Source organism: Paenibacillus sp. Marseille-Q7038, from assembly GCF_965111595.1.
In genome coordinates, this window is the sequence record NZ_CBCOOM010000002.1 from 1283753 (window position 1) to 1308062 (window position 24310).

Here is a 24310-nt window from a genome sequence, read left to right on the forward strand (position 1 = left end):
TTCTACCTCCTGTACATACGCTGCATGGTATCTAATGTGGGTGCCGCTTTGATCAATTGTTGGGTATATTCGTGCGTTGGATGATGAAGGATATGATCTTTCTCGCCTGATTCGATAATTTTACCGTCTTTCATTACGGCTAAACGATTTGCATTACGTTTAACATGGCGCCAGTCATGTGTGATGAATAGAATAGCAAAGCCTATTTCTTTTTGCTTCAATGAAAGTAATTCTAAAATCTTATGTCCTGAGACACTATCTAGAGCCGTGGTTATTTCATCGGCAATGATTAAGTCTGGTGATAGTAGAAGCGCCATAGCAATAGATACTCGTTGCAGCTGCCCACCGCTTAACTGAAAAGGATATCGACCATCTAAAGATGTATCTAAACCAACAGATTCAAGAGCATGAAAGGTGTTTGATTTTCGTGCCTTGCTGTCGCTAATTCCATGTACTTTTTGATATTCTTCAAAGTGCTGTCTAATGGTTCGAAAAGGTGTGAAGGACCCTTGGTAATCTTGAAATATATAAGATATTTTCTGACCGCGAAGCGTCCTCATCTGTTTTGGTGAAGCAGTCAGCAAATCTATATCATCGAATAAAATTTTGCCGTTTGCCTGAAGATTAGAAGGGAGCATCTGGCCAATCGCTTGTGATAATAATGTTTTTCCACTTCCGCTTTGCCCAACTAGCGCATACCAATCTCCCTTATGAAGAGAGAGGGATACGGAATCAACAATTTTCTTGTTTTTGCTGGAGATGGATACTTGTTCGATGGATAGCACTAGCTTAAAGCACCTCTTTCTTAACATCAAAATGATCACGTAAGTAATCCCCGAGCAGATTTGTTAACAGTACAGAAAGCACAATAGCCAGCCCAGGAAAGATCATTAATTGAGGTTTAGATTGGAAATAAGCTCTTGATTCATTAAGCATGGCTCCCCATTCGGGAACAGGAGGCTGAGCACCAAGGCCGATGTAAGAAAAGGCAGAAATAAGCAGGATAATCTTTCCTAGATCCAAACTTGCAAGTACAAAAACATTTCCTATAATATGCGGGAATAAATGCTTACGCATGATTTTGCTAGAAGATAGACCATTCGTACGTGCGATCAAAACATAATCTTTTTGCGACTCTGCTAGAACGGTGCTACGTACAAGGCGGGCATAACTGACCCATTTCACCATGACAATGGCTAGGACAAGGTTACCGATTCCCGCACCGAGCAGTCCACTTAGAACAATAGCGACAATCGTATCCGGGAAAGCTAAAAAGCCGTCAGCAATCCGCATGAAAATCCGATCAACGATTCCACGTTTATATCCTGAAAAAAGACCGATGGGAATGCCAATCACGAGAGAAACAAACAAGGCCAGTATACTGTAACCAATAGTTTGCTGTGCGCCAAGTAAGAGTCTAGTAAGTACGTCTCGTCCGAGTTGATCTGTTCCAAGTGGATGCGTAAGGCTAGTTCCCTGAAGTCGATGATCCAAATTCGTTAAAGTAGGGTCGTGTCGTAAGAAAGCAAAAGTATAAATCGCAATCAGCGCTACAAAAAGAATGGATACCAGTGCGAGAATCCCTTTCCAACGATGCTTTTTTATCTTCAGGAGCTGTAAAAGGTTACCTCTCATCAATGGTTCTCCCTCTCTTTCAGTTTCATTTCCGGATTTACATACCGGTAAGATAAATCCACACAAGTGTTTACGATAAAAACAATCACAGCCATCATTAAAATGTATCCTTGAATAAGTGGGTAGTCACGTTGACGAATTGCATCAACGATAAGCTTTCCCGTTCCTGGATAGGCAAATAAAACTTCGATGACGACAACACCGCCAATTAAGCTCCCTAGACTCACTCCAAAAAAGGTGATTACAGGGGGGAGACTGTGTCTGAGTGCATGCACTAGAAAAATTCTATGCTCAGGTAATCCGCGGCTTCTTGCTGCACGAATGAATTCTTGGCCTAGGGAATCAAGCAAACTTGAGCGGAGTAGACGGACATATACACTGGAAATAGCTAAGCCCAGCGTTAGTGAAGGTAAGACCAGTGTAAGCCATCCGTCTCTTCCCATAGTAGGCAGCCAGTTAAGGCGTACACCAAACAAATCAATAAAAATCAGGCCCAGCCAAAAACTTGGAATGGCTGCTCCAAGAATGGATAAAGTTCTACTTGCTTGGTCGATCCAACTATTTTTGTAGAGAGCAGATAATGATCCTAACGGGATCGATACGAACAGCATCACGAGTAACGCACCAGCAGCTAATTCAAGTGTTGCCGGAAGTCCTCTTAAGATGACGTCCATTACAGGCTGACCGGTGGTGTAGGATTGACCAAAATCAAGCTGAATAAATTGGAGCAGCCACATTCCATATTGAACCAGTAAGGGATCATTAAATCCCATCTCTTCTCTTAATGTCTCCACTTGCTCCTGGCTAACGGATAACTCATCCACATTCAAGATCGTGAGCACGGGATCACCCGGTGCAAGTCGGATAAATAAAAAACTGATAAATGTAATAAATAACATGAAGAAAAGAACTTCCAAAAACTTACGAGTTAGAATTCGAATCATTTAATTCACATCCAGCTGGTTTGTAATCATGTAATATTCGCTGCGTGTGGTAATCCAATTTTTTACTTTGTTTGCATCATAAGCAACAATCGTAGAAGGGTGGAGAATATACGAATTGATCACATTCTCATGAACGTAATCCGCAGCTTGTTCTGCTAACAAAGCCCGTTGTTCCTGATTAACGGTTTGATTCAGTTTATTAATCATTGCGGTGAGTTCAGGTTGTTCTGTACGACTAAAGTTAAGAGCACCTGTAGGATGATAGGTTGCATTTAAATAATATCCAGCATCTCCGCGCGGGGCTGTTAGATTACTATAAGTAGCTAAATCCCAATCCCGATTCGAAGCCATGTATTCTTCCGGGGTATCGATTTGACGGATCTCGACATCAATTCCGATCTGTTTGGCGTCTGACTGAAACACTTGGGCTATTAATGGAAGATCCGCTCTTGCACTATAAGTTAACAGCGTGAACGTAAGGGGTTCACCGTCTTTTTGCATTTTTCCATCTACAAGAGAGTAACCTGCTTTATTCAGGTACTGAATTGCTATGTCAGATCCTGAGGGTTGCTGTTCATACTTAGGAGCGAAAGGTAATGAAGGTAGAAAAGGACCTGTAGCAGGTTCAGCGTAACCAAGCAGAATGGAATCCACAATCTTTTGCCGATGAATTAACGCATCTACTGCTCGCCGGACATTCACATCTTTTAAGCTTTCCCGATTCATGTTCATTGTCATTTGATGTACCCGAAATGTAGCAGTGGATTCCACGTTAATACCATCTTTTTCCTGAAGAGTTTCTAAACTCCCTGTCTCAGGACGGTATACGATATCAACTTGACCAGACTGCAGGGCAAGCGTTCGAGCATTGGCATCTTCATTGAAGGAAAAAGTCACTCTATCCAGATTTGAAGCCCCATCCCAGTAATCATTGTAGCGTTCAAGCTCCAGTTTACTGCCAGGTATGAACGAACTGAGTACGAAAGGTCCTGTTCCAATCGGTTGATTGACAAAGTCTTTTTCCGTTACGTCAATAATGGATACATTTGGATTAACGAGCTCGGATATAAATTCAGGAAATGGTTCCGTTGTCGTAATATGTAGGATATATCCATCTGCTTCTATGCTTTTAATTTTAAGTGCATTCTGAATAGCAATGTTTTCATGTAAAGCACGTTCTAGGGAAGCTTTCACAGCTTCTGCATCCATTATATTTCCATTATGAAACGTGATATTCTCACGAAGTTTAATGGTCCAATGCTCTCCATCATCGCCTTCCCAGCTTTCCGCTAGCCATGGAGAAACTGTTAGATTTTCCTCCTCTAAACGAACCAGTGTTTCTGTAATTCCTGCTCTTAACGGAACGTAACTTGAATCTACATGTGGATCTAATGAATTTGTTGAGAAATTATAAAGAAAGTGAATATGTTTACGATCATCAGCGCTTTGAGAGGGCTGGCTGCAAGCACTTATTACACATATAGATAACAATAAAATACTCATCTTAAGAAAAATATATCTGTAGCTTGATCTCGGCTTGCTAACATGAAGATGATGTGGACTGTTTTTCTCATGTCTCATTTTATGTACCTCTCTATTCGTAATTTTTACGATTAATACATATATGATAACGGAAGGATTCTTTGGTGACAAGAGAATGTTTCTATTCATTTTTTGGTAAATTTTAAAAATACAGTTTGTGATCGATATCTTTTGAATCTATAGAGAGATATAGAGGAGGGAAGTAATGAAAAAGAGAGGATTAATCATTATTTTATTTATTAGCCTGGTGGTGTTTTTTTCTTATAACCAAACGACAAAGCAGAGTGAAAGTATCCAAGAAGACATTGCAGTTCCTCAAGCTGCACGTTTACCTATGTTAACAAGAGAGCAGATGATGGAGGACTTTGAATATCTCCTTCAGATTTTATCGGAAAATTATCCTTTTTTAAACGTCAATAAACGAATGAATGGGATCAATTGGGTTGCTAAGGAACAAGAATACCGAGCGAAATTTGAAAGCGTTAATACAATGGGTTATTTCGAGAGTTTACTGCATGAGATAGTAGGGGATTTAAATAACAGGCATACCCGATTGATAACCCTCGAATCCTATCATTCATTACTAAATGTCTATCAGCAAAACCCGGGAATATATAAACCTTGGATTGAATTGTTTGAAGATTCTGTGGTAGTACAAAGATATAATCATATGAGCAATAAGCAAAATATAAATCCAACTTCTACCTATTCATATCCTAGTGTGAAAACGGTAGATATAGACGAAAATACAGCATACATAAAAATTCCTACCTTTTATGCTACCGAAATGAAGAAGGGATTATCGATCATAACACCCTATATTCATACTATTACGGAAAAGAATGTACTCATTATAGATATAAGAAATAATTCAGGAGGAGCCGATCCGTATTGGACTACTTTAGTTGAACAGATAACTAGTCAACCGATCACTTGGACATCTTATTATTTATTTAGAAAAGGAGAGTATATTAAGCCATTTGTTGAAAGTAAGTCTGGAATGGACTTTGAGGATTTACCTTCTCTATCGGAATTAACTACACAGAATAGCAACATCCAGTTAGGGCCTGAAATGATGGATCATTTTGAAAAGTATCTTGAAGTTACAACAACAATTTCACCTAAAAAATCAATAGCTTACAAAGGTAAGATCTATGTACTGGTGAATGATGCGGTCTATTCTTCAACTGAGAAATTTTCTGTTTTTGCAAAGGAAACAAAATGGGCTACGCTTGTCGGTGAGCGAACAGGCGGTGATGGAATCGGAGCGGATCCTGTGGTTCTTAAGTTACCGAATAGTGGATTTTTAGTCAGCTTTTCTTTGGTTATGGGGCTTACATCAGATGGATCCATTAATGAAGAGGATAAAACGACCCCTCATATCCTTGTAGATACTGCAGAAACAGAGAATATACATGATGATCCTGCAATCAAAGCGATAATGCATCAGAAACACTAACATAATAAATTAACAATATATTTTTATTGTAAAACGATAAAAAACTATGTTAAAGTGAATAAATAAAAATGAAGTGAGGTGTATTTGTGAAACGAGTATCAACACTCTTTTTAAGAATAGCTGTTGTACTTATGGGGATTCCAATTCTTGCTTTATGCATTTTTGGTGCCTAATATCGGGGAATTTGTAGGAGAAATGATTCCGAATATCGCTTATATACAGTATTTCGTTATATTTTACTTTTATCTAACGGCGATCCCTTTTTATTTTGCTCTTTATCAAGCCTATAAACTTTTAAACTATATTGATAAGAACGAGGCTTTCTCGGAATTATCGGTAAGAGCTTTGAAAAATATAAAATATAGTGCTATCACAATTAGTGTGTTGTATGTGATATCCTTGCCACTCTTTTATATCGTGGCAGAGATTGATGACGCTCCAGGAATTATTGTCATTGGACTTATCTTAATTTTCGCCTCCATGGTGATTGCCGTCTTTGCAAAGCAGTTCTTCAAAGGCTTTTACAAGAAGCAAATGATATAAAATCAGAAAATGACTTTACAGTCTGAGGTGATCGCATGGCCATTATAATCAATATCGATGTGATGTTGGCTAAGAGAAAGATGAGTGTTACGGAGCTATCTGAGAAGGTTGGTATCACGATGGCGAATATCTCCATTCTAAAAAATGGGAAGGCAAAAGCAATTCGATTATCTACTTTAGAGGCGATTTGTAAGGCTTTAGAATGTCAGCCTGGAGATCTATTAGAATACAAAAGTGACAAAGATACTTAAGTATGATGTGAATAAAAAACAGAATTACTTCAATTAATTAGTAAGAGGATCAATGTGCATAATACATTCATTGATTCTCTTTTTTTGTTAATTCTATGTTTGTTGAATTTTTGCCCCGTTTGTTTACATTTTTCTTCCCAATCGCAGTTTCTCTATTTCATTATTTATGAATCACAATAGATAATTTATAGTTCGCATACTCGTTTAACGCTTCTAGAAATTCATTCATTCGTTCATTCGATGGAAATTTGCATTCAAGAATGTAACAACCATCTCCACTAATTTTATAGTTGCGTAGAAGGTATTGTTCTTGAGTTTTGATGAAAGATAAATAGGGCTGATGGTTCGTGCTCTCTGTAATGATCGTTAGAAAAGCATGGATATAAAAACCCAATTTAACCTGATTTAATTGAATCGTATATCGCTCAATCACTCCACTATCCTCGAGTTTCGCAACTCTTGCTGAAGTGGCTGGACCTGTCAGATGAACCTTTTCTCCTAATTCCTTCATCGTGATGCGGCTGTTTTTGGACAGTTCATCAAGGATATCCATATCCGTTTTATCTAACATTTTCATTATCCTTTCATAAATAAAGTGAAATCGCCAAAAGACTTTTTTCATCGCATGTATTCATAATTAGTCATAGTTTATATTAAAAGAGTTCTTCAAATCAAGGTAATGAAAAGGAGTTAATAATCATGAATATACATCACATTCGTAATGCAACAGCGGTTGTAGAATATGCAGGTAAAAAGTTTTTAGTTGATCCCATGTTGGCGGATAAAGGGACAATGCCACCTTTTGGCTCGGGTGTTGGATTGCCTCCTGCACCTAGAGAAGACCAAAATAATCCTTTGGTAAACCTACCCACATCCATTAACAATATAATATCTAATATTGATGCTGTTATTGTTACACATCTGCATTCTGACCACTGGGATGAGGCTGCTAAAGAAGCATTGCCAAAAGAAATAAAAGTATTCGCCCAAAATGAGGACGATGCGACAGCAATCCGAAACGATGGCTTCAAGAATGTAGAGGCCTTACAAGAAAACACTATTTTTGAAGATATTCAATTGATTAAAACAAAAGGTGAGCATGGTAGAGGCGAAATCTTAAAGCATGCTGGTGAAGTATGTGGCGTTATATTCAAACATTCAAATGAAAAAACACTATATTTTACGGGTGATACTGTATGGTATGAAGCGGTTGAAGAGACCATCAATGCCCATAAACCAGAAATCATTGTAGCCAATGCAGGAGATAATCATTTCCTTACGAGTGGTTCTCTTATCATGGGAACAGAGGATTTATATGAAGTGTACAAGACAGCCCCTGATGCAAAAATTATTGCTGTTCACATGGAAGCTGTAAACCATTGGGGATTGTCGAGGGAAGAATTAAAAAACTTTATTAACGAAAAAGAAATCTCGGCTAGTGTGTTAGTACCGGATGACGGAGATTCTTATTCATTTTAAGATTAGAACAAGAAATGAGGATTAACATTATGTCATTAGAAGCTAATAAAGAATTAGTTCGTCGTTTTTTTGAGACGATAGAAGAAGAGAACTATGATGCTCTTCGAGAATTCTGTCATGAAGACTATGTATTTTACCCACAGGTGGATACCCCTTTTCCAGGTGTGGAGGGTCTTATAGAATCAGAAAAGAAAAACTTTGATGCTTTCCCAGGTTTTAAAATGCCGATTGTAGAGATGGTAGCGGAAGGTGATCTGGTAGCCGCCACATTTATCTTTGAAGGAAAACATACGGGTATCCCTTTTGCTGGTGTTCCTGCGACAGGTAAAGAAGCTAGATTTTCTCTGATGATACGTTTGCGTATTTCTGAAGGGAAAATTATTGAGCAAAGATCTTTTGTGGATATTCATGATATCATTCGGCAAATAAAGGCTTAAGTTAATGATAATTTAATATTTGTAAGGAAAGAGGCCCTATACGATGGATGTATGGGTCTCTTTTTTATGTAACAGTTTATCTTGTTATATAACCTCATAATAAATACCAAAGTAACTAGCAAGCCCTCGAGTAATCAAGTAAAGCCCTCTTCTCTCATCCCTAAGGACAAACGAAGAGGGCTATGACGAAATGACAGAACTTCTTTTCGTCAGATTTTTAATTCTCCTAGCTTAATCAATTCTACTACCGCTTGTGAACGACCCTTAACATTGAGTTTCTGCATCACATTTGAAATATGATTGCGCACCGTTTTCTCGCTGATAAAAAGAAGTCCCGCGATATCACGCGTCGTTTTGTCCTGCACCAGAAGCTCGAATACTTCGCGTTCACGGTGGGTCAACAAAAATTTGCTCTTGTGGTCACCCTTCAATGTTCACCCCTCCTTGCCCGGGTTTGTATGGTGTAACAAGGTTAAGGGATACAGTCAACTCATCTTATGTAAAGTCACCTAGAATGGTTCGGTATGTGCAAAAATTTGGGCTAATCCAAGTTTTCTGGAACATGCTACCAACAGAACACAAAACCTGGTTGATTTCACTATCTATCATGGATTATGATGAGACCATAGTAAAAATAATTTTCTTCAATGATTATAATTACATTAAAATAATTTTCATCCCGAGGTGGATTCATCGTATGACCGCGATCTTACATGCGTTACTTCAAGAAATGGAACAACTTCCTCCGCAAGAGAGAAGAATTGCCGAGGTCATTTTAGAATCACCTTCTGTCATCAAGCAGTTATCTATTAAGGAACTAGCTGAAAGAAGCGGAACGAGCCCAGCAACAGTGACTCGGTTCTGTAAATCCAGACATTTTCGAGGTTTTCCAGACTTCAAAATGAAGCTTGCAGCAGAAACTTCCCAACCTTCGGGTATAAAGGCATATCAAGATATCGTTGCGGGAAATTCGCTTACTACGATTGTAGAAGCCATCGAAGCGAATCACGTAGCATCGATTATGGACACCACAAGACTGCTTGATATGGAACGCCTTGAGGAATCGATACGTCTGCTTTGCCGAGCAAGGCGGGTAGATCTGTACGGAGTCGCTACTTCATCTATCGTGACACAGGACTTCTATCAGAAATTAATTCGAATTGGAGTTTCCTGCACTGCTTTTTCAGATGGACATCTGCAGGTGACATCTGCTTCATCCCTGGGTCCTGAGGATGTTGCTTTTGCAGTTTCCTATTCAGGTGAGACGCAGGACACGATTGATGCCCTGGTTTGTGCTAAAGAACACGGAGCGAGTACGATATCTCTTACTTCGTATGGGCACAACACTCTGGCATCCATTGCTGATATTCCCTTGTTTACTTCTTCACTAGAACAAGGGATGCGCCGAGGAGATATGGCTTCGCGTATCGCATTACTACATGTGATTGATATTTTATTTACAGGCATGGTCAGTCAGGATTTTGAACGATTTGTTCCAAGACTGGATGGCTCTTATGAGCAAGTACAACGTGTGAAATTACGGAATGGAGGATAAATATAATGAATATTAGAATTTTTGATCAAGAAAAAGAGCTTAACACAACCGGAGCAGAGCTTATCGCATCCCTTTTAAAGAGTAAACCAAAAGCTGTACTTGGGCTTGCAACAGGAAGTTCTCCTGTGGGAATTTATAACGAACTGATCGATATGTATAACCGCGGACTTGTAAGTTTTTCGAATACTTCTTCATTTAATTTGGATGAGTACGTTGGGCTGTCTGTAAATCACCCGGAAAGTTATCGCAGCTTCATGAACAACAAGCTGTTTAATCACGTTGACATTAAGCTGGAGAATACCCATGTACCGGATGGAAATGCAGCTGACCTAGATGCAGAGTGTGCGCATTATGAGGAACTATTAAATAATCATGGACCTGTTGATCTTCAGTTACTTGGCATAGGTCATAACGGACATATTGGATTCAATGAACCGGGAGCAAGTCTTACGGGAGGAACTCACGTTGTAGATTTGAAAGCAGAGACACTGAAGGCTAACGCTCGTTTCTTCCCTTCTATTGATGATGTGCCTAAACAAGCAATGACGATGGGGGTTGCATCCATTCTCAAGGCGAAGCAAATTGTGCTTATTGCTAGGGGTGAAGATAAGGCTGAAATTATTCGTACGGCGCTGACAGGTCCAATTACGACGGAATGTCCGGCATCTCTTTTGCAATGCCATCCGAATGTGACGGTTCTGCTGGATCGCGGAGCTGGGAGGTTCATGTAATATGATAAATCAAGGAAACGGCTTGACTACGATATATGGAAATGTAGTGATGAAAGATGAGGTTTTAGAACAGGGTGCTGTGATTGTACGAAATGACAAAATCGTTTATGCAGGGCCTGCTTCTGAAATTCCCCATAGATGGATGGATGAACAAGGTGAAGTGATCCAAGGAAATGACGGATACATTGTTCCTGGTTTTATCGATGTTCATGTTCACGGCGGCGGCGGCGAAGATTTCATGGATTCCTCAAAAGAAGTCTTAGACACGATTACTTCGTATCATGCTTCGCAAGGGACGACAACCATGCTGGCAACGACAATGACGGCTCCTAAAGAATGGATTGATAAAGTTCTCCATGAAGTGAATGAATATCGCACGCAGCCGATGCCTTATGCACAGCTCGCTGGGGTTCATCTAGAAGGTCCGTTTATTAGTCCCAAATGGCCGGGAGCACAAAATCCAGAACATATTTCCCTGCCTGATGTGAACTGGCTTATTTCCTGGGAAAAGATGTACCCAGGTCTGATTCGTCAAGTCACCCTTGCTCCAGAGCGAGAAGGGGCTCATGAAGTGATTACATGGCTGCGAGAACAACATATTACTGCTGCTCTAGGGCATACAGATGCTACGTATGAAGAGGTGGAAGCTGCGGTAGAAGCGGGACTTCATCACGCCGTCCACACGTTTAATGCGATGACTCCCCTGCATCATCGGAAGCCAGGAACGGCGGGTGCTGTATTAAGTGATCTCCGGATCAGTGCGGAAGTGATTGCTGATGGAATTCATGTGCACCCTGCTGCGGTATCTCTCATTGCTCAGCTCAAAAGCAGTATTCATAAACTGGTACTCATTACAGATGCAATGTCAGCTACGGGTCTTCCCGATGGGAATTACACATTAGGAGATTTGCCTGTTGTAGTAAAAGAGGGTGTGGCCCGGCTGGAAGATGGAATAACACTCGCAGGAAGTACACTTACCATGATTCGTGGGTTCCAATTCCTAGTCAAGGAAGTGGGGCTGAGTATGGTAGAAGCTTCTCAGGCAGCAAGTCACAATCCGGCGAGCCTACTCGGACTTCTTGATGTAACAGGAACAATAGAGCAGGGGAAACAAGCCGATATCCTATTACTGGATTCTTCTCTAGAGCTTACAGACGTATGGATTAAAGGCTCGAAATTAAAATAAAAAGCAGGCTGGATTCAATCCAACCTGCTTCCTCTAAACTCCATTCGACTTCGATCGAATGTGAGTCAGACTGTAGACAAACTAGCTTAAACTAGTTTGTTTACAGTCTTTTTTACTTTTCACTTTTAAACACGCTTCAAATAATCAACAATGGTCAGCAGACCTTTATTAAAATTCTCCAAGTTGAAATGCTCATTTGGTGCATGCAGATTTTCATCTGGCAAGCCAAAGCCCATCATTACCGTAGGTGCATTCAGTGTGCTGGACAGTTTTTCAACGATAGGGATAGAACCTCCATCTTTGGTAAACAGTGCACGTGTACCATATACCGATTCGTATGCATCTGCCGCTTTTTGCAGCATCGGATGCGACGGATCGATATTAAAGGCAAATGCTTTCTCTTTTGGAGTAATAGTTAGTTTTGCTCCTACCGGAGTGTGAGCATTCAGGTGTGCTTCGATTGCATCCAGGCAAGCTTGCGGATCTTGATCAGCAACAAGGCGGCAAGTAATCTTGGCGTGTGCTTCTTTAGGGATAACCGTCTTCGTTCCTTCACCTTGGAATCCACCATATACGCCGTTAAGTTCAAGCGTAGGACGTGCACCGATTCGCTCCACGAAAGAGTAACCTTCTTCGCCAAAGAGCGCATCAAGACCGAGATCTTGTTTCAGTTTCTCCTCGTCAAATTGCTGTTTAGCAAATTCTTCGCGCATTTCCGGAGACAATTCTTGAACCCCGTTATAGAAACCTTCTACACTTACTCGTCCTTGTTTATCGTGCAAGGTAGACAGTAATTCAACCATCGCATGAAGGGCATTAGGTACACCGCCTCCATAAGAACCCGAATGCAGATCTGTATTTGCTGTATTTAAAGAAAGCTCAAGGGAACAAAGTCCACGCAGTCCTGTAGAGATGGCTGGTTTTCCTGGAGCAAGCAAGGATGTGTCTGAGACGAGAACGACATCAGCTGCAAGCTTTTCTTTGTTTTGTTCGAGGAAGAGCGGAAGGTTTGGACTGGATACTTCTTCTTCACCTTCAATACAGAATTTGATGTTAACGGGTAGTTCCTTCTCTTGTTTCAAAATCGCTTCCACAGCCTTAACATGCAAGAACAATTGTCCTTTATCATCGGTTGCACCGCGAGCATACAATTTTCCGTCACGAATGGAAGGCTCAAAAGGAGGGGTTTCCCATAAATGTAATGGATCAACCGGCTGTACATCATAGTGACCATAGATCAGCACGGTAGGTTTCCCTTCCGCATGCAGATAATCTGCTGTAAGCAAAGGATGACCTTTGGTTTCGTGAATTTCTACATGTTCAAGGCCCGCTTCCGTCAGTTTAGCTGCAAGCCATTCTGCCGCTTTATAGACATCACCTTTATGTTCAGATAAGGCAGAGATACTCGGAATGGATAACCACTCCTGTAACTCATTCAGATGTTGTTCACGATTGTTTTCAAAATATGCTTTGTAATCAATACTCATAGTGAATGGATCCTCCTCAAATAACGTCTTCAACGATTCTTTATTATTTTACACTCTTTTTCAAGGAATACGAAATTAGGAGTGGTTAAACTACAAAATAATCCATTTTTGCAGGATTAAGGGTGAAACAAGGCGAAACAAATATATTAACCATTTCATTGTCTTGTTAAACCCTATAGAACTTAAATAATTCAAGAATTGTGACTTCGAGAAAATAGGCAGGTGAACATAACGATGATTCCTCATCTTCATTCGGCACGTAAGAAGAAGTTCAATCCGCTTGGTTTCATAAAGGGAAGTCCCCGTAAGGGCAGATTTTATCGTAAAAGTTTAATTACCATTTTGCTGATTGCAAGTATTCCAGGACTCATAACAGGGATGACGATGTACTGGCTTGTAATTGGGCAGATGGAAAAAGAATTTAACAGGCTTCATCAGAATCAGATTATGAATCGAGCTGAGAATCTTGCAGATCAGTTCAGCTATATGGAACTCAGCTTATCTCACTGGGCATTTGAACCCCGATTTGGTGAAGAGTTGAAAGACATGGACTATGTCTATCAATTTACGGAAACAGAAGATATCGTCAAAACATTATACGTACTGCAAGGCTCTAATCCACTTATTCAAAAAGTAGAGCTGTACGTGAATGAACCTGAACCTATTTTGTTCAATCGATCTTATGGAGAATTGACTGACTCTCGGCTGATTGAATCCTATAATCAATACCTTAGTGATGGGCACCACATTTACTGGACAGATCGAATTCCAGGACAGCCGCTGACGGAGCAGAGGACGAAGGGTAACTCAGCCCATTTGCTTCAGACAGACCCGGGAGAAGGCTTAGTCCTTGTTCATAAAATTCCAGGAGGGAGTCTCAGCCCTTTCGGAGCTCTCATTGTTAAGCTGGATAACAAAAAAGTAACGAATCTACTGAAAACGCTTACTCCTTATGATCAAGGTTCGACTTTTTTAATGGACCAAAAAGGAAATATACTCCTGTCCGGTGGAGACCATGAGGGCAGTTCCTCTAAACAGTTAAATGAAGAAATTAGACAAAAGGTGGACCTGTCTCACGACAAGGGTTCATTACTATATACGTTTGAAGGGATATCTTACTCTGTGTCCTATGGGAAAATGAACCGGATTGATTCGGACTGGATCTATGTTTCAGCAGCGCCGATTACAGACATAACAGCCCCTTTATTATCCGTGTCCAAAGGGATTGTACTGATGAGTACGGCTGGACTCGTTCTTGCGATCCTATTATCGTGGCTGGTATCTCGCCGCATCTATACACCAATTGAACGATTGTTGAGGTTGCTTTCTGCGGAATCAACTAGTAACAGTCCTGTCCCGCCAGCGGTTACTGTGGATGAATTTGAACTGATTGAAGCGCAGTGGAACGAACTTGTGACGGAGCGAAGTACAGTACGTAAAAGACTGGAACTTCAGTTGCCGCAGCTGCGGGGCGGATATATCATGCAGCTTATTCAAGGACATTTATCTGCTCATTCTGAAACGGATCTTCGGCAGCGACTACAGGATCTTGGATTTCGGGTGCAGAATCAGCAATTTTTACTAGTAAGACTGCAGCTTACAGGTTACTCGAAGCTAAGTGGACGTTTTCTTGAGCAGGATAAAGGCCTTGTTACTTTAACCGTAGTGAATATCATGGAGGAATTCGCAGAGCCACGTTTTGAGCAAGTCAGTGTGCTGAATTTCTACGACTTGTCTGCTGCCATACTTGTAACCGGTGAAGAAGAGAAACTAAAAGCATCCGTGCTTGAATGGTCCGAAGAATTGATGGTTGTTATTAACCAAATTATGAAGATGAATGTGACAATTATGGTGGGTAGACCTACGGCTTCGGTTAGTGACTTACCCTCCATATTTATGGAACTTGAGCAGGCAGAAGCATTTCATAGCATTGAAGAACTCAACCAGCTTCTGGATTTAGATCATTTGACACTCGCTCACGATATAGAGCAATCGAGTTATCCGTTTCTTATTGAACGAGATCTGATTCATGCCATTCGAACGGGAAAAGAAGAAGAGGCAGGAAATTTACTCCATGATTTTGTAAAACAAGTCACACAGCGTCAATGTACGATCTATCAGCTACAGCAGACAATGCTTCAACTGCTGGCAAGCATGCTGCATATGATGCTGCAGTCTGGAATTCCCCCATATGAACTATTCAGTGGCCGCAATTTATATGATGAGCTTGCCCAGCTAAGGGAACCAGTGCAAATTGAAGCTTGGCTGAAATCGGAAGTCATTACTCCTTTTATTACCTTTATGGAAGACAGATCACACTCAGGGCTGAAACCAACAGTTGAACGCACCATGGAACGCATTGATCAGCAGTATATGACGGATATATCACTGGAAGCTTGTGCCGATCTGGAAGACATGACTCCTTATGCCCTTAGTAAAGCTTTTAAACAGGTTGCAGGAATCAATTTTATTGATTATGTCACCTTTCGGCGCATGGACATGGCAAAACGTTTACTGCGAGAAACCGATTTGAAAATTAACGAAATTGCTGATCAGGTAGGTTATCAGCATAGTTACTTTAATCGGATCTTCAAGAAACAAGAAGGGCTGACCCCAGGGCAATACCGTGAACAGTGGAATCGTTAATTCGACTTTTATGCCCGTTTAACAGTTGTACAAAAAAAGAAAGGAATGCAAAAAAGTGATATACAGGTGGAACAAAGAAGTGGGAAAGAACTTAATTTCCTTGTTCCACCAGGCTTTTTGAGCAATTTCGCCTACATACAAAAATGGTCAGTTGCCGGAAACGGTTAGCGATCTGTAAAGTAAAAACCAATCAAATGTTAACGCTTACAAAATAATCTGGTTTCATTCGCCAAAGGAAGGAGATCGCTCATGAATCAACATTTGCCTGGTGGTTCACCGGATTCTGCAACACTACAGCCGTATACACCGAATAGAATGACCAAGGCTGAAGCGAAACAAAAAGCGAGAAAAAGATGGCTCGCTCAATTAAAACGAAACAAGTGGCTTTACGTCCTCTTAGCCCCTGGACTGCTTTATTTTCTTATCTTTAAATATGCACAGATGTGGGGGGTCGTCATTGCATTTCAAGACTATCAACCCTTTCTTGGAATTCGTGACAGCCAGTGGGTAGGGTTTGATAACTTTACTACCTTTTTTCAGAATCCAGACTTCTTCAGGCTGCTACGAAACACTTTGATTCTAGCTTTATATGATTTGATCTTCTTCTTTCCTGCACCGATCCTAGTCGCCTTACTTCTTAATGAAGTTACGAAATCATGGTTTAAAAGAACGATTCAGACGCTTGTTTACGTACCTCACTTTGTATCTATGGTTATTATCGCCAGTATTACGTATGTGTTTCTTACACCGAATGGCGGTGTTCTGTATGACCTGATCGCCCAATTCACAGGCAAGCCAGTGGACGTGCTGTCGAATCCCGAAGCATTCCGTCCTCTCATCATTATCCAAATGTTGTGGAAAGAGGTAGGGTGGGGAACCATCATATTCTTGGCCGCACTTGCAGGGGTAGATATGGAACAATATGAAGCTGCTATTGTAGATGGGGCGGGACGGATGCGTAGAATTTGGCACATTACTCTTCCTGCTATACGTAATACGATTATTATTTTGCTGATTCTTCGTTTGGGGAACTTTATGGACACGGGATTTGAGCAAATTTATCTAATGACCAATTCCTTGAACCGTGATGTAGCGGATGTGTTTGATACCTATGTGTATCAAGTTGGTATCACACAGGGAGCTTTCAGCTACAGTACTGCGGTTGGATTATTTAAATCTTTAATCGGTATTATCCTGATTCTTGGGGCTAACAAACTGGCCAAAAAGTTTGGGCACTCCGGTATCTACTAGCCCAAGGCTGGTTAGCTTGCATCGATTCTAAATTTTTAATAGGGGGTCCGCAAGATGAACAAACGGTTTAATACCCCAGGCGGGCGTGTGTTTGATGCGTTCAACTACGTGTTCTTGGGTCTGTTTGGACTTGTCACTGTACTGCCGTTTCTCTACATCATTGGAAATTCATTTGCCACAGAAGCAGAGATTACGGCCCGAAGTTTCTTTCTGATACCAAAGGAATTTTCGATTAGTGCGTATCAGTATATCTTCTCTTCATCCACGATTTTTAGAAGTATTGGTAATTCCATTTTCATTACGGTTGCCGGGACCATTGTCAATTTGTTTTTTACGCTGACGATGGCGTACCCCTTGTCTCGCAAAAACTTCTGGGGACGAAATGTAGTGATGAACTTAGTTATCTTCTCCATGTTATTTAGTGGAGGAATGATCCCAACTTATCTCGTTATCCGTGGTCTAGGTTTGCTGGATAGCTACTGGGCATTGATTTTGCCAGGGGCGATTGGCGCGTTTAACTTGATTGTGGTCAAAAACTTTTTTCAAGAACTTCCAGCAGGATTGGAAGAGGCAGCTTCGATCGATGGATGTACGGATCTCGGTGTGCTATGGCGAATAGTGCTTCCATTATCAAAACCTGTTATCGCCACCTTCGCTCTATTTTACGCGGTAGGTCATTGGAATAACTTTTTCTCGGCCCTGTTATATTTAACAGACAGTGCGAAATGGCCGCTGCAGATCATGCTTAGGCAGATTGTGCTTCTATCGCAAGGGACGGTGGGAGACATGGCTAACCTCGATCAAAACTTTGTTCAGCCACCTGAACAGTCCATTAAAATGGCGGTGATCGTGGTTGGTACAATCCCAATTCTACTCGTGTATCCGTTCTTACAAAAGCATTTTGCAAAAGGGGTCCTGCTTGGTTCTATTAAGGGGTAACAAGAAACTAAACATATATGGGGGTATAGGTTCATGAAAAAAACCAAAGGCACGTTAGCGTATTCTGTAAAAGTGGTGAGTACTGCGTTCTTGATTACTTCCTTGCTTGCTGCTTGTTCACCTGGGGGAAAAGAAAATGCGGCTGAACCTGTAAATCAGAACAGTCCAGGATCGAAAAATCAAATTAGTATTATGGTACCAAACTTTCAAGCAGAAACACCTGCGGATAACAATGCGGTTCTACAGAAACTCGAAGAACTTACGGATACAGAAGTGGAGTTTCAGTGGGTACCAAGTAGTTCTTATGATGATAAATTCAACATAACACTCGCATCAGGGAAGCTCCCTAGCCTCATGGTGGTACTCGGCAAATCGCCAAGTTTTATCAATGCAGCTCGCAGTGGTGCTTTCTGGGAACTCGGTCCTTATTTGAAAGATTATAAAAATCTATCAGGTGCCAATGAGATTATTCTCAACAATGCATCCATTGATGGGAAAACCTACGGCATATACCGTGCTCGGGCACTTGGAAGAAACGGGGTTACGATTCGGAAAGACTGGCTGGATGCCCTTAAGCTAAAAGCACCGACCACAATTGATGAATTTTACAATGTCATGAAGGCGTTTACAGAGAATGATCCAGATGGCAATGGGAAAAAGGATACGTACGGGCTCATCGCGAGTCAATTTAACGGCCCATGGGACATCATGCAAGTGTGGTTTGGTGCACCAAATGGCTGGGGGGAGGAAAACGGGAAGCTGATCCCAGCGCATACGACACCTGAATATCTGGAAGCATTGAAGTTCTTCCGCCAGTTATACGGGGAAGGCCTTATTAATCAAGATTTTGCTGTAATGGATGCTACCAAAATGTCCGATCTGATGGTCAACGGTAAAGGTGGAGTTATGGTCGATGTAGCAGATAATGCACAGCGTATTGAAACAAAAATATTGGAGAAGGACCCGAATCACACAGATGCCGTAGATGTTTTGCAAGCTATGGTGGGGCCTGCAGGACACCGTGATCTTCCAACTTCCGGATATGCCGGCATGATCGCTATCTCCAAAAGTTCAGTGAAAACCGAGGAAGAGCTGAAACAAGTCCTTACTTTTCTTGACCGTTTGAATGATGAGGAGCTGCAAATGCTGATGTCTTATGGACTCGAAGGCACTCATTATGAGAAAAAGGATGATTACATCGTTCCTACGACAGATAAATTGGCCATGAGAGATCTGAACGGAACGAACCAGATTCTCATGTTTATTCCTGAGACACTGGGACTCACTGTAGAGCAGACGGAAATCCGTAAGAAGGTAGCTGAAGTGCAAAAAGCAAACGAATCCATCGTTATTCCTAACCCGGGTGAACCGCTGATCTCGGATGTCTATGCACAAAAAGGACCTCAGCTCGACAATATCATTAATGATGCGCGTACGAAGTTTATCGTGGGTCAGATTGACGAAAAAGGGTTGCAGGACGCTTTTGCCTTGTGGGAGAAAAACGGAGGTAAAGAGTATGTAGAAGAGATCAATACACTTTACGCCGAGCTGCAGAAATAAAAGGCTTCAGGGAGGTTATCCGCATGTGGAATACCGAGACATTTCAGAATCCAGGAAATGAATATCGTGCTCATCCTTTCTGGTTCTGGAATGGTGAAATGGATGATGAACAGATCAGACACCAAATTTCGGAGATGGAAAAACAAGGCGTAGGCGGATTTTTTATCTGTGCGAGACAGGGACTAACCGTCCCTTATCTCTCACAGGCTTGGTTTCATAAGGTACGGTTTGCTGTGAAGGAAGCGAAGGCAAAAGGGATGCAGGTTTGGCTTTACGATGAATATCCGTATCCGAGCGGCATGGCGGGCGGAGAAGTGACCCTTGAAATGCCCGAAGCGAAACAGCGTGCGCTTATACATCACACAAGGAGAGTGAGCCATGGCGAAAATATGTCATGGACCTTGCCATGGGCGGTGATCTTGTATGCAAAAGCAGTGCCGCTTAACGCGGACGGGATACACCAGTGGGAACAAACAATAGAACTTCGAAAACAGATCGGAAATATCCAGCTTGAGCAGGTGTACCAAGAAACGGGACTCACTTCATATAATCGTAAGCGATTTTTCACTTATGAAACTGCGTTTCGTTTGGAATGGGAAGTGCCTGAAGGAGAATATGAAATTTTTATTTTCATGGAGCAGGAAATCGATGATTTTAAATATTACGGTAATTTTGTAGATCCTCTTAATGAGAAGGCCATGAAACGATTTATTGAGCTTACGCATGAGCGGTATGAGGAGGAACTCGGAGAAGATTTCGGAACCGTGATTAAAGGGATGTTCACGGACGAGATTGCACCTCTTGGCCGAATTCCATGGTCACCGCAGCTGCCCTCTTTCTTCAAAGAAAGAACAGGATACGATCTTATTGAACAACTTCCAGCCTTACTGCGAAGTGATGTACCCAAGGCAAAACAGACTCGGTATGACTATTATCAATCCGTTCATCTGCTGCTGCGAAAATCCGTTCATAAGCAGGCCCACGATTTCTGTGAGCAGGCACACATTGAATATGCAGCTGAGGTACCTTCCCTGCGAATGACAACACAGCTGTACAGTCATCTGCCAGGCGGTGACTCTGCTCATGAAAAAACAGGCCGTTCGCTTGAATATATACTCCAGCGCTACGGACTGAATATGCGGGATAACCCAAAGATGGTTAGTTCCCTAGCTCGGCAGCTGGGCAGACCGCGCAATATGATTGAATGCTTTCATAGCGTAGGCTGGTCCATGACCTTACAGGATGCGAAATGGATGATCGACCGAATGGCTGCCATGGGCACGAATTTCTATAATTTCCATGCCTTTTTCTATACGATCAGCGGGCTTGCGAAACATGATGCACCACCGTCTCAATTTTTACAGAATCCCTATTGGCCTTATTTCCGTGAGCTCGGAGATTATGTAGGGCGCATTAGTTATCTAATGAGCGAAGGGAAGGCAGATATTCGAATCGCTTTGCTTGACCCAACAACCACCTTCTGGACCCTGATGGGGAATCCGCTGCATGGATTTGCGTACGGCGGAGAAGAGGAAGAAGAAAAAGCACAGCTTGATCAGCTCAAGGAAGACTGGCTAATTCTATCGAATCTACTGCTTCGATATCGCCGTGACTATGATCATCTTGATCCAGAACTGCTCGCAGAAGCACGGATTAGAGAGGGGAACATCGAAATCGGCGAGGCATCCTATGAGGTGCTGGTTCTGCCCCCTATGATGAATCTGGAGGCTGCTGCTTGGAGTCAGCTTCAAGCCTTTGTTAGCTCAGGCGGAAAAGTGATAACGACCGGGTGTCTTCCGGTTGAGTCTGTCGAGCCGGGCTCCCCGGGAGCCAGCGATTGGGAAGAACTTTGCGAAAAAGAGAATGTGTACTCTCTTCCTGAAGCTGGAGCGATGGAACAGAAAATTTCAGAGTATCTTTTGCCACAGCTCGATGAATGGTTAGATGATGCTGTCGTACTAAGGGTAGAGAATGACCCGCTGCATATCCTTCAGCAGTTCCGCATGATCTCAGCACATGAGGCTGCTTTATTCCTGACGAATCAGGAAGGAGAAACCTTGCAAGGAAAGTTGCAGATTGATAGGAAGGCACTGCTCAGCAGTTTAGGAGCGAATGCGGAGATCAGTAACACCGAAGTCAGTGTGCGGAACTTGTCACTACGCACAGGGGAAACAAGTGAAAGACGGATTGTTACTGATCATAAAGAATTGGAAGTTACACTTGCTCCTTATGAAGCGGTAGTTTTCCTATTGGACGTTGTCCCGGCAAACGTGAAGACGGATAGAGAACTGAACATAGTACCCAGTCCATATCAAATTAAACTTCCTGTAACAGGGGGGTGGACGGTAACTCCAGAGCAGGATAATAAACTGCGTATCGGTGATTTTTCATTAACCGTTACTGACTCGCTGGGGCAGGTACATATTCAGGATCTGAAAGTACAGGCTAAAACGTTCATTGAGCAGATTGCCAGTGAAGCGGGAAGCGGCCTGCCTCTCCAATTTGATCAAGTATTCGGTACACCGAAGAAAGCGAAAGTGGCTTATCCACTCGATGCCGTTTATAAGTCTCAGTTCATGTGCCATAGAAAAGAACAGAACTGCTTATTGTTTTTTGATAGGAGCGCCATCTCGGGGAATTATGTAATTGAAGTCAATCAGCACCGGCTGAGTTCCTCAGATTTCGCTCCCGTCTTGATCACCGATTATACCAATATCGGGACTCAGATTGCTCCATTCCTTCAGGTAGGGCTGAATGAGATTACGATTCAAGTCAAAGTGACAACAGACTATGATGGAATTGTAGATCCGCTTATGTTGTCAGGAGCGTTTGGTGTTTACTATGAGGACGATATACCTGTATTGGCGGAATTACCCGAATCTATTGATATCCTTCTACCAGAACCAATGGCAGGTTTCCCACATTACGCAGGGACACTAAGTGTAAAACGTACCTTTGAATACAAGGCTGTAGCGGAGCAGGCTTCCGACCAGTTTGAACTTTTCTTTTCGGGTTTTCGTTTGCAAGATGTGATTGAAGTGCTTGTTAATGGACAATCTCTGGGGATTCGCGCGTGGTCTCCTTATTGCTGGGCGGGTAGTACCACCCTTCTTCATGAAGGAGATAATCAGGTAGAAGTCAGAGTTACCGGAACACTGATTGGCCTGCTCGAAGGTACTTATTTTGACCAGGAGCAGCATGCGGCAATAGATGTGAGAATAAAACAATATGAAGCACCGTTAACATGCAATTTACAAAAATAGAAACCTTAGGAGGTAACATAAAATGAGCAAAAAAACTTATGCGGTGGTAGGTACGGGAGGACGAGCAGGATTTTTCTATACGGCACTGGCCAAAGATTATCGTGATCAGTCTGAACTTCTTGCATTTTGTGATACCAACCAGACACGTATGGATTATGCGAATAAAGTGCTGAGGGAGGAATGTGATTACCCTGAGGTACCTACTTATAAAGAAACTGAATTTGAATCCATGATTGAAAAGCATAAGCCGGACACCATTATAGTCACGAGTATCGACCGAACTCATCACCGCTATATTATCCGAGCTCTCGAACTTGGTTGTGATGTCATTACAGAAAAGCCGATGACGGTTGACGAGGAAAAATGTCAGGAGATTCTGGATGCGGTAGAAAGAACCGGACGTAATGTTCGGGTGACTTTTAACTATAGATATGCTCCGCATCATACGAAAGCTCGGGAGCTGATCATGAACGGAACGATTGGCGATGTTCATTCCGTGCATTTTGAATGGCTTTTGAATACTCGTCATGGCGCAGATTATTTCCGCAGATGGCACCGTGACAAACGGAACAGCGGGGGACTACTTGTACATAAATCAACGCATCATTTCGACTTGGTTAATTTCTGGATCGGCTCTCAGCCTGAGACCGTCTTCGCGTTTGGGGATTTACTCTTCTACGGTAAAGAGAATGCGGAGAATCGCGGAGAAAGCCATCCTTATCAGCGGGCAACAGGGAATGAACATGCGAAAGATGACCCTTTTGCATTGCATCTAGATGAGAATGAATCTCTCAAAGCGATGTATCTGGATGCAGAGCACGAAGATGGATATCAGCGGGACCAAAACGTTTTTGGAGACGGAATTAATATCGAAGACACGATGGGTGTCCTTGTTAGATATAAAAACCGTGCAGTCCTTACGTATTCACTGAATGCGTATATGCCTTGGGAAGGATACCGTATTGCTTTTAATGGCAGTAAGGGACGGATTGAAATGAATATTATTGAACAGTCCTATGTGAATGCAGGCGGAGACCGGGCGAACGAAGGTGCGCTGCAAGGGCATAGTATCAAAGTGTTCCCTATGTTTGATGCTCCTTATCTGGTTGATGTAGAAGAAGGAGAAGGAGGACACGGAGGTGGCGACCCTGTTCTTCTGAATGATCTGTTTGGTGAGCCGGTGCATGACCCATTTGACCGCGCAGCGAATCATGTGGATGGCGCACGTTCTATCTTGACAGGGATTGCAGCTAACAAAGCCATTCGTACGGGACTTCCTGTACAGATTGACGATCTTGTGAAGTTCTACTAGGACGCTTTCCGTCATAACGAACACTATAAATTAAGAACAGAAGGGACTGGTCCTCATTCCATATTTTCATGAAAATGAAGCGATAGCGAG

The 24310-nt window shown here is 42.0% G+C and carries 20 protein-coding genes and 1 pseudogene; 14 read left to right on the forward strand and 7 right to left on the reverse strand.

The window, feature by feature from the left end:
* Positions 1-2: 2 nt before the first annotated feature.
* Genes ACWPWY_RS23265 through nikA form a run of 4 tightly spaced genes read right to left on the reverse strand, consistent with a single transcriptional unit; the run spans position 3 to position 4082 of the window.
* Positions 3-785: an ABC transporter ATP-binding protein gene (locus ACWPWY_RS23265; RefSeq protein ID WP_454193852.1), complete on the reverse strand. Its 783-nt coding sequence runs from the start codon at positions 783-785 to the stop codon at positions 3-5.
* A 4-nt stretch (positions 786-789) separates the two neighbouring features.
* Positions 790-1635: a nickel transporter permease gene (gene nikC, locus ACWPWY_RS23270; protein WP_454193853.1), complete on the reverse strand. Its 846-nt coding sequence runs from the start codon at positions 1633-1635 to the stop codon at positions 790-792.
* Positions 1635-2579: a nickel ABC transporter permease gene (gene nikB, locus ACWPWY_RS23275; RefSeq protein ID WP_454193854.1), complete on the reverse strand. Its 945-nt coding sequence runs from the start codon at positions 2577-2579 to the stop codon at positions 1635-1637. Before nikB ends, nikC begins: the two co-directional genes overlap by 1 nt.
* Positions 2580-4082 carry a nickel ABC transporter substrate-binding protein gene (gene nikA / locus ACWPWY_RS23280; RefSeq protein WP_454193937.1) on the reverse strand — a complete coding sequence of 501 codons (1503 nt, stop codon included), beginning with the start codon at positions 4080-4082 and terminating at the stop codon, positions 2580-2582.
* Positions 4083-4326: 244 nt separating this feature from the next.
* Here nikA and ACWPWY_RS23285 point away from each other — a divergent pair, with 244 nt between their 5' ends.
* The 3 genes and pseudogenes from ACWPWY_RS23285 to ACWPWY_RS23295 all read left to right on the forward strand — a co-directional run bounded on the left by ACWPWY_RS23285 (position 4327) and on the right by ACWPWY_RS23295 (position 6374).
* Positions 4327-5580, forward strand: a complete 1254-nt coding sequence (locus tag ACWPWY_RS23285; RefSeq protein ID WP_454193855.1) for a S41 family peptidase — start codon at positions 4327-4329, stop codon at positions 5578-5580.
* An 86-nt stretch (positions 5581-5666) separates the two neighbouring features.
* Positions 5667-6149, forward strand: a pseudogene (locus ACWPWY_RS23290) (DUF2975 domain-containing protein).
* 9 nt (positions 6150-6158) lie between these two features.
* Positions 6159-6374, forward strand: a complete 216-nt coding sequence (locus ACWPWY_RS23295; protein ID WP_191802159.1) for a helix-turn-helix domain-containing protein — start codon at positions 6159-6161, stop codon at positions 6372-6374.
* Positions 6375-6534: 160 nt separating this feature from the next.
* Here ACWPWY_RS23295 and ACWPWY_RS23300 read toward each other — a convergent pair whose 3' ends face one another.
* Positions 6535-6945, reverse strand: a complete 411-nt coding sequence (locus ACWPWY_RS23300) for an Lrp/AsnC family transcriptional regulator (protein ID WP_454193856.1) — start codon at positions 6943-6945, stop codon at positions 6535-6537.
* A gap of 128 nt (positions 6946-7073) precedes the next feature.
* On the opposite strand from ACWPWY_RS23300, the gene ACWPWY_RS23305 reads away from it, so the two are divergent.
* On the forward strand, positions 7074-7853 hold the full coding sequence (locus ACWPWY_RS23305) for an MBL fold metallo-hydrolase (protein ID WP_454193857.1): 780 nt from the start codon (positions 7074-7076) through the stop codon (positions 7851-7853).
* A gap of 29 nt (positions 7854-7882) precedes the next feature.
* Positions 7883-8290, forward strand: a complete 408-nt coding sequence (locus ACWPWY_RS23310) for an ester cyclase (RefSeq protein ID WP_454193858.1) — start codon at positions 7883-7885, stop codon at positions 8288-8290.
* Positions 8291-8499: 209 nt separating this feature from the next.
* Here ACWPWY_RS23310 and ACWPWY_RS23315 read toward each other — a convergent pair whose 3' ends face one another.
* A complete protein-coding gene (locus ACWPWY_RS23315) occupies positions 8500-8721 on the reverse strand; it encodes a helix-turn-helix domain-containing protein (RefSeq protein ID WP_047913631.1) in 222 nt (73 codons plus the stop codon).
* A gap of 266 nt (positions 8722-8987) precedes the next feature.
* Here ACWPWY_RS23315 and ACWPWY_RS23320 point away from each other — a divergent pair, with 266 nt between their 5' ends.
* The 3 genes from ACWPWY_RS23320 to nagA are packed head-to-tail and all read left to right on the forward strand — an operon-like array spanning position 8988 to position 11762.
* Positions 8988-9845, forward strand: a complete 858-nt coding sequence (locus ACWPWY_RS23320; protein ID WP_454193859.1) for a MurR/RpiR family transcriptional regulator — start codon at positions 8988-8990, stop codon at positions 9843-9845.
* 5 nt (positions 9846-9850) lie between these two features.
* Positions 9851-10576 carry a glucosamine-6-phosphate deaminase gene (gene nagB / locus ACWPWY_RS23325; RefSeq protein WP_454193860.1) on the forward strand — a complete coding sequence of 242 codons (726 nt, stop codon included), beginning with the start codon at positions 9851-9853 and terminating at the stop codon, positions 10574-10576.
* A 1-nt stretch (position 10577) separates the two neighbouring features.
* Positions 10578-11762, forward strand: coding sequence for an N-acetylglucosamine-6-phosphate deacetylase (nagA, locus tag ACWPWY_RS23330; protein ID WP_454193861.1), 1185 nt, complete (start codon positions 10578-10580; stop codon positions 11760-11762).
* A 125-nt stretch (positions 11763-11887) separates the two neighbouring features.
* On the opposite strand, the gene ACWPWY_RS23335 is transcribed toward nagA, so the two are convergent.
* Positions 11888-13249 carry a dipeptidase gene (locus ACWPWY_RS23335; protein WP_454193862.1) on the reverse strand — a complete coding sequence of 454 codons (1362 nt, stop codon included), beginning with the start codon at positions 13247-13249 and terminating at the stop codon, positions 11888-11890.
* Between the two features lie 234 nt (positions 13250-13483).
* Between ACWPWY_RS23335 and ACWPWY_RS23340 the strand changes: the two genes are divergently transcribed.
* From ACWPWY_RS23340 to ACWPWY_RS23365, 6 genes are all read left to right on the forward strand, one after another.
* Positions 13484-15895: a helix-turn-helix domain-containing protein gene (locus ACWPWY_RS23340; protein ID WP_454193863.1), complete on the forward strand. Its 2412-nt coding sequence runs from the start codon at positions 13484-13486 to the stop codon at positions 15893-15895.
* A 315-nt stretch (positions 15896-16210) separates the two neighbouring features.
* Positions 16211-17146, forward strand: a complete 936-nt coding sequence (locus ACWPWY_RS23345; RefSeq protein WP_454193938.1) for an ABC transporter permease — start codon at positions 16211-16213, stop codon at positions 17144-17146.
* A gap of 54 nt (positions 17147-17200) precedes the next feature.
* The gene (locus ACWPWY_RS23350; RefSeq protein WP_454193864.1) at positions 17201-18085 is read left to right on the forward strand and encodes a carbohydrate ABC transporter permease; all 885 of its coding nucleotides are present in this window, start codon (positions 17201-17203) and stop codon (positions 18083-18085) included.
* Positions 18086-18118: 33 nt separating this feature from the next.
* Positions 18119-19645, forward strand: a complete 1527-nt coding sequence (locus ACWPWY_RS23355; RefSeq protein WP_454193865.1) for an extracellular solute-binding protein — start codon at positions 18119-18121, stop codon at positions 19643-19645.
* A gap of 23 nt (positions 19646-19668) precedes the next feature.
* A complete protein-coding gene (locus ACWPWY_RS23360) occupies positions 19669-22908 on the forward strand; it encodes a glycosyl hydrolase (RefSeq protein ID WP_454193866.1) in 3240 nt (1079 codons plus the stop codon).
* Between the two features lie 22 nt (positions 22909-22930).
* Positions 22931-24220: a Gfo/Idh/MocA family oxidoreductase gene (locus ACWPWY_RS23365; protein WP_454193867.1), complete on the forward strand. Its 1290-nt coding sequence runs from the start codon at positions 22931-22933 to the stop codon at positions 24218-24220.
* Positions 24221-24310: the final 90 nt, after the last annotated feature.

Coding starts and splice junctions, on each gene's coding strand:
- ACWPWY_RS23305 (WP_454193857.1), top strand. CDS start 7,074: ATGAATATACATCACATTCGTAATGCAACAGCGGTTGTAGAATATGCA.
- ACWPWY_RS23340 (WP_454193863.1), top strand. CDS start 13,484: ATGATTCCTCATCTTCATTCGGCACGTAAGAAGAAGTTCAATCCGCTT.
- ACWPWY_RS23350 (WP_454193864.1), top strand. CDS start 17,201: ATGAACAAACGGTTTAATACCCCAGGCGGGCGTGTGTTTGATGCGTTC.
- ACWPWY_RS23295 (WP_191802159.1), top strand. CDS start 6,159: ATGGCCATTATAATCAATATCGATGTGATGTTGGCTAAGAGAAAGATG.
- ACWPWY_RS23365 (WP_454193867.1), top strand. CDS start 22,931: ATGAGCAAAAAAACTTATGCGGTGGTAGGTACGGGAGGACGAGCAGGA.
- nagA (WP_454193861.1), top strand. CDS start 10,578: ATGATAAATCAAGGAAACGGCTTGACTACGATATATGGAAATGTAGTG.
- ACWPWY_RS23320 (WP_454193859.1), top strand. CDS start 8,988: ATGACCGCGATCTTACATGCGTTACTTCAAGAAATGGAACAACTTCCT.
- nikC (WP_454193853.1), bottom strand. CDS start 1,635: ATGAGAGGTAACCTTTTACAGCTCCTGAAGATAAAAAAGCATCGTTGG.
- ACWPWY_RS23300 (WP_454193856.1), bottom strand. CDS start 6,945: ATGTTAGATAAAACGGATATGGATATCCTTGATGAACTGTCCAAAAAC.
- ACWPWY_RS23285 (WP_454193855.1), top strand. CDS start 4,327: ATGAAAAAGAGAGGATTAATCATTATTTTATTTATTAGCCTGGTGGTG.
- ACWPWY_RS23345 (WP_454193938.1), top strand. CDS start 16,211: ATGACCAAGGCTGAAGCGAAACAAAAAGCGAGAAAAAGATGGCTCGCT.
- nagB (WP_454193860.1), top strand. CDS start 9,851: ATGAATATTAGAATTTTTGATCAAGAAAAAGAGCTTAACACAACCGGA.
- ACWPWY_RS23355 (WP_454193865.1), top strand. CDS start 18,119: ATGAAAAAAACCAAAGGCACGTTAGCGTATTCTGTAAAAGTGGTGAGT.
- ACWPWY_RS23310 (WP_454193858.1), top strand. CDS start 7,883: ATGTCATTAGAAGCTAATAAAGAATTAGTTCGTCGTTTTTTTGAGACG.
- nikA (WP_454193937.1), bottom strand. CDS start 4,082: ATGAGTATTTTATTGTTATCTATATGTGTAATAAGTGCTTGCAGCCAG.
- ACWPWY_RS23335 (WP_454193862.1), bottom strand. CDS start 13,249: ATGAGTATTGATTACAAAGCATATTTTGAAAACAATCGTGAACAACAT.
- nikB (WP_454193854.1), bottom strand. CDS start 2,579: ATGATTCGAATTCTAACTCGTAAGTTTTTGGAAGTTCTTTTCTTCATG.
- ACWPWY_RS23360 (WP_454193866.1), top strand. CDS start 19,669: ATGTGGAATACCGAGACATTTCAGAATCCAGGAAATGAATATCGTGCT.